Genomic DNA, 3,789 nt, shown 5'->3' with positions numbered 1-3,789 from the left:
CTCCGTATTTATTTATCTTTACATAGTTTAGTTTTTTCGCGCCGACTTACTTACATGGAAATGAGCAAACATGAGAACTGAATCTATCAGGGCTGTCCCTACAAAACCTGAGCAATGAAGAGTGGGTGATTCTCCAACAACTGATTGATGAATCAAGGGTGCGATCGCAGCTTAATTTCCGCACCTTTTTTATGATGACCTGTACTTAGAGAGTAATATTAATGCTGATTTTAATCAGCGCCTGTGAAGCGGTTAGATTAATCATATTAGCCTGTAGACTAAATAATGCCAACACTTTTAATCTGAGATTGGATTGGAGAAAAAAATATGTCTAATTTGAGCATTGCAAAAGGTAGCTGTCTGTGTGGAGCGGTAAGTGTCTCCACAACCAGTATGAGTAATCAGGTGGGAGCGTGTCATTGTAGCATGTGTCGTAATTGGGGTGGAGGGCCTTTATTAGTAGTTGAGTGTAAAAGTGATGTTAATTTCTCTGGTGAAGAGAATATAACAGTTTATCAATCTTCAGAATGGGCAGAGCGTGGATTCTGTAATCAGTGCGGTAGTCATCTATTTTACAAATTTAAACAAAATAATCAGTACTTTATGCCTGTTGGACTATTCGATAACTGTGAAGGTCTTGTTTTTGACCATCAGGTATTCATTGATGAAAAGCCTGAATATTACTGTTTTGCTAACTCTACCAAAAACCTGACAGCGGCAGAGCTATTTGCACAGTTTACACCTCCAGAGTAAGCAGTAAAAAGTAAAGTACCTTAAACTCATAACTATTTTCATCCGCCAATTTGTGACATGGTGCGGGTATATGTACCTAAATTACCAGAATCACGTTGTTTAAAGTTAATTTCTGGCTTGATTTTGAGTAAATGTCTAACCTGGTCTTGTAATTGAGCGGTGCTGACACCAGAACGTAGAGCAGTTTTTAAATCTATTTGACCAGTTTCATTCAATAAACAGGGACGCAGCCAGCCATCGGCACTCAGGCGCATCCGGTTACAACGATCGCAAAAACATTCCGACATTTGACTAATAAATCCTAGTGTCCCCTTCGCACCAGGAATTTGAAAGACATCAGCAGGGCCAGCACCACGAACTTGTGATTCTGTCAAGCCCCAGCGATCGCGAATACGTTCTCGTAAATCAGCTGAAGATACCCAACCGCGATCGCCAAATAAATGCATATTACCAATGGGCATAAATTCAATAAATCGAACGTGCCACTGTTTCTCAATTGTCAGGGCAGCTAAATCTAAAACTTCGTGGTCGTTAACGCCAGGAATCACCACCACATTCAGCTTCAGGGGGTCGAATCCGACTTGATGGGCAGCTTGAATCCCCTGCCAAACTTGTTGCCAACGAGAACGCCCCTGATTACCAATAATTTGATCAAAAATGTCGGGATCGAGAGAGTCCAGACTAATATTAATCCGTCGCAAACCAGCATTGTAAAGGTTTTGTGCCATCGGAGCCAGCAAAAACCCGTTAGTGGTCATTGAGAGGTCTTGAGTTTGGGGTAAAGTTGCGATCGCCCTGACCAAATCCACCACACGTGGACGCAATAAAGGTTCACCCCCAGTCAACCGAAATCGGGTAAAGCCTACTGGAATAAATACTTCTTGAATTAAGGTGAGTAGTTCCTCATAAGTTAACAGCTGTTGCTTGAGAATATAATCAAGTTCTACTCCTTCTGGCATACAGTACTGACAACGAAAATTGCAGCGATCAATTAAGCTAATGCGGAGGTAGTCTACCTGGTTCATCGTTTTATTTTTATTGTCTCTGATTAATTAAAGACTTTACAAAGGTGGTTTACCCCTTCTTACTATCTTTGTTGTAACTCAAAATACCGTACTCCCCCTTAAGTGAGAGTCCACAGATTGTGGCATAATAAGCCGATCGCATCCACTAGTTAGTCATCAATCGTGCAAGATACCGACTCCATCAACGACCTTGCTGCTGCCTTACAACAGCCAGCCGATATCAGCTTTGAACTGCCCGATCCAGAAGATGAACAGATTCTAGAGTCAGATTTTCAACAGCAGCTAGAAATAGCTTGGCAGGTATGCGATCGCTTTGATTTGCAAACTGAAATCTGGCGGGGGCGAATTTTACGGGCGATCCGCGACAGAGAAAAAGTGGGTGGTGACGGACGCGGTACTGGCTTTCTCCGATGGCTAAAAGAGCGGGAAATCAGCAAAAGTCAAGCATACTCTTGGATTCAATTGGCGAATAGTGCTGATACTCTGATTGAAGACGGTAAACTTGACCCCGGATCTGTGAATAACTTCAGCAAACGGGCATTTGTCGAAACCTCCAAAGCAGTCCCAGAAGTGCAACAGATGGTGAGTGAAGCCGCTCAAAAAGGCGATCGCATCACTAGGCGGGAAGTGCGTCAACTCAATGATGAATGGACAGCCATGTCCTCAGATTTATTACCTGAAGCAGTTAAAGAAAAAGCCGCCGATAACACCCTTCCCCCGCGCTACATCGCCCCACTGGTGAAGGAAATGGAAAAACTGCCAGAATCGCATCAAAAGTTTATCCAAAAGGAAATAGCTGCCAATCCTGATGTGGATACCCTGAAACAGGTAACTACCGAAGCGCGTAACTTGGCTAAATATCTTAAAGGGGCGGCTCAAGTTCAGGCGCTAACACAAGAAAATGTTGATATTGAAACAGCTTTAGAAGAAGCCCAAAGGGTCGGCTGTTTGAGCATTGCTGCTGATTTGGTAAATCAAGCATCGCAAATTGAACAAACGATCGCTAAATTGTACATGACTTGGAAACGAATCGGTAATTTAGCAGATCGATTATATGTAGATACTGGTGCAAGTACACCCAACTTGCGATCGCTCCTGACTTGCTTGGAACCTCTGGGTGGTGAAATCATGGAATTGCAACTTAGTGGTGCGACTGAACACACTGTACGTTTGCAAATTCAGGAGACGAGTTAGGGAGTGGGGAGTAGAGAGTTAAGAGTTAGGAGTTAGGAGTTAGGAATTATTCTTCTCCTGCTCTCCTCTTTACCTTCATTGGGGATAAGTTTGGGTTTGTGGGTCATCTAATATGACATTCACTCATCGTCTGGCTGATCAAAAAGCGCATCTAAATCACGATAGCCACTAACCACTCGCAGAATTTAAATTCCGGTTTCAATTGGGCGATAAAATATTAAATAATCATCAACTGGAAAGCTCCGCAATGAAGGTAAAAGCTCAGACCGCTTATGCCCCATGCTGGGAAACATTGCTAAATTATTACACTTACCGTTGATTTTATTGAGAAATCTATCCGCTGCATCCAAACCATTGCTATCAGCAATAAAATCGATAATACTCTCAATATCTCGACTAGCCAGAACAGTAAAAGAGCAAATATTACTCATTAACTAGCCTGTTCCCGGCGCTGTTGTAGCTTCTGTTGCAGTTGCTGGAAAACTATTTCACTATCAATAAGCTCTCCTCGTTCGGAAGCTTCAACACCAATCATAATCGAGCGTTGTAACTCCTCAAATCGTCCCTTGTAGATGTTTTCTCTTACTTCCAATTGCTTGATAGCTGCCAGAATCACTTCTTCGGACGAGGAGTATTTACCGCTTTCAACCTGACTTTGGATAAACTGCTCAAGCTCTGGAGTTAATGATACATTCATTGTTTCTACTATAATTTTTGCTAAAGGTATTCTTATTCTATCCAGAAGACGAAGTAGAGAATAGGCAATAGACCTATCCGAAATATAAATACGGCATAAAAAAGTGGTAGAAGAATAAAA

Annotated in this window: 5 protein-coding genes; 2 read left to right on the top strand and 3 right to left on the bottom strand. The window is 42.2% G+C overall.

All coding sequences use genetic code 11. From position 1 onward, the window contains the following. Positions 1–327: 327 nt before the first annotated feature. Positions 328–753: a GFA family protein gene (locus RMY63_RS41365; RefSeq protein WP_322734222.1), complete on the top strand. Its 426-nt coding sequence runs from the start codon at positions 328–330 to the stop codon at positions 751–753. Positions 754–791: 38 nt separating this feature from the next. Here RMY63_RS41365 and moaA read toward each other — a convergent pair whose 3' ends face one another. After that, the gene (gene moaA, locus RMY63_RS41360; protein ID WP_322734221.1) at positions 792–1,778 is read right to left on the bottom strand and encodes a GTP 3',8-cyclase MoaA; all 987 of its coding nucleotides are present in this window, start codon (positions 1,776–1,778) and stop codon (positions 792–794) included. A gap of 162 nt (positions 1,779–1,940) precedes the next feature. Here moaA and RMY63_RS41355 point away from each other — a divergent pair, with 162 nt between their 5' ends. Further along, entirely contained in the window at positions 1,941–2,972 is a 1,032-nt protein-coding gene (locus RMY63_RS41355) for a hypothetical protein (protein ID WP_322734220.1), read from the top strand. Between the two features lie 185 nt (positions 2,973–3,157). Here the strand turns inward: RMY63_RS41355 and RMY63_RS41350 are convergent, their stop codons facing one another. Then, a complete protein-coding gene (locus RMY63_RS41350; RefSeq protein ID WP_322734219.1) occupies positions 3,158–3,403 on the bottom strand; it encodes a type II toxin-antitoxin system RelE/ParE family toxin in 246 nt (81 codons plus the stop codon). Further along, positions 3,403–3,789: type II toxin-antitoxin system ParD family antitoxin (locus RMY63_RS41345; RefSeq protein WP_322734218.1), on the bottom strand; the 387-nt coding region annotated here is incomplete at its 5' end. The genes RMY63_RS41345 and RMY63_RS41350, both read right to left, overlap by 1 nt.

Origin of the sequence: Nostoc sp. ChiQUE01b, assembly GCF_034531255.1 — a bacterium.
GTDB lineage: Bacteria > Cyanobacteriota > Cyanobacteriia > Cyanobacteriales > Nostocaceae > Nostoc.
The sequence above is the reverse complement of the archived record's forward strand: the minus strand, read 5'-3'. Positions and strand labels throughout refer to the sequence as shown.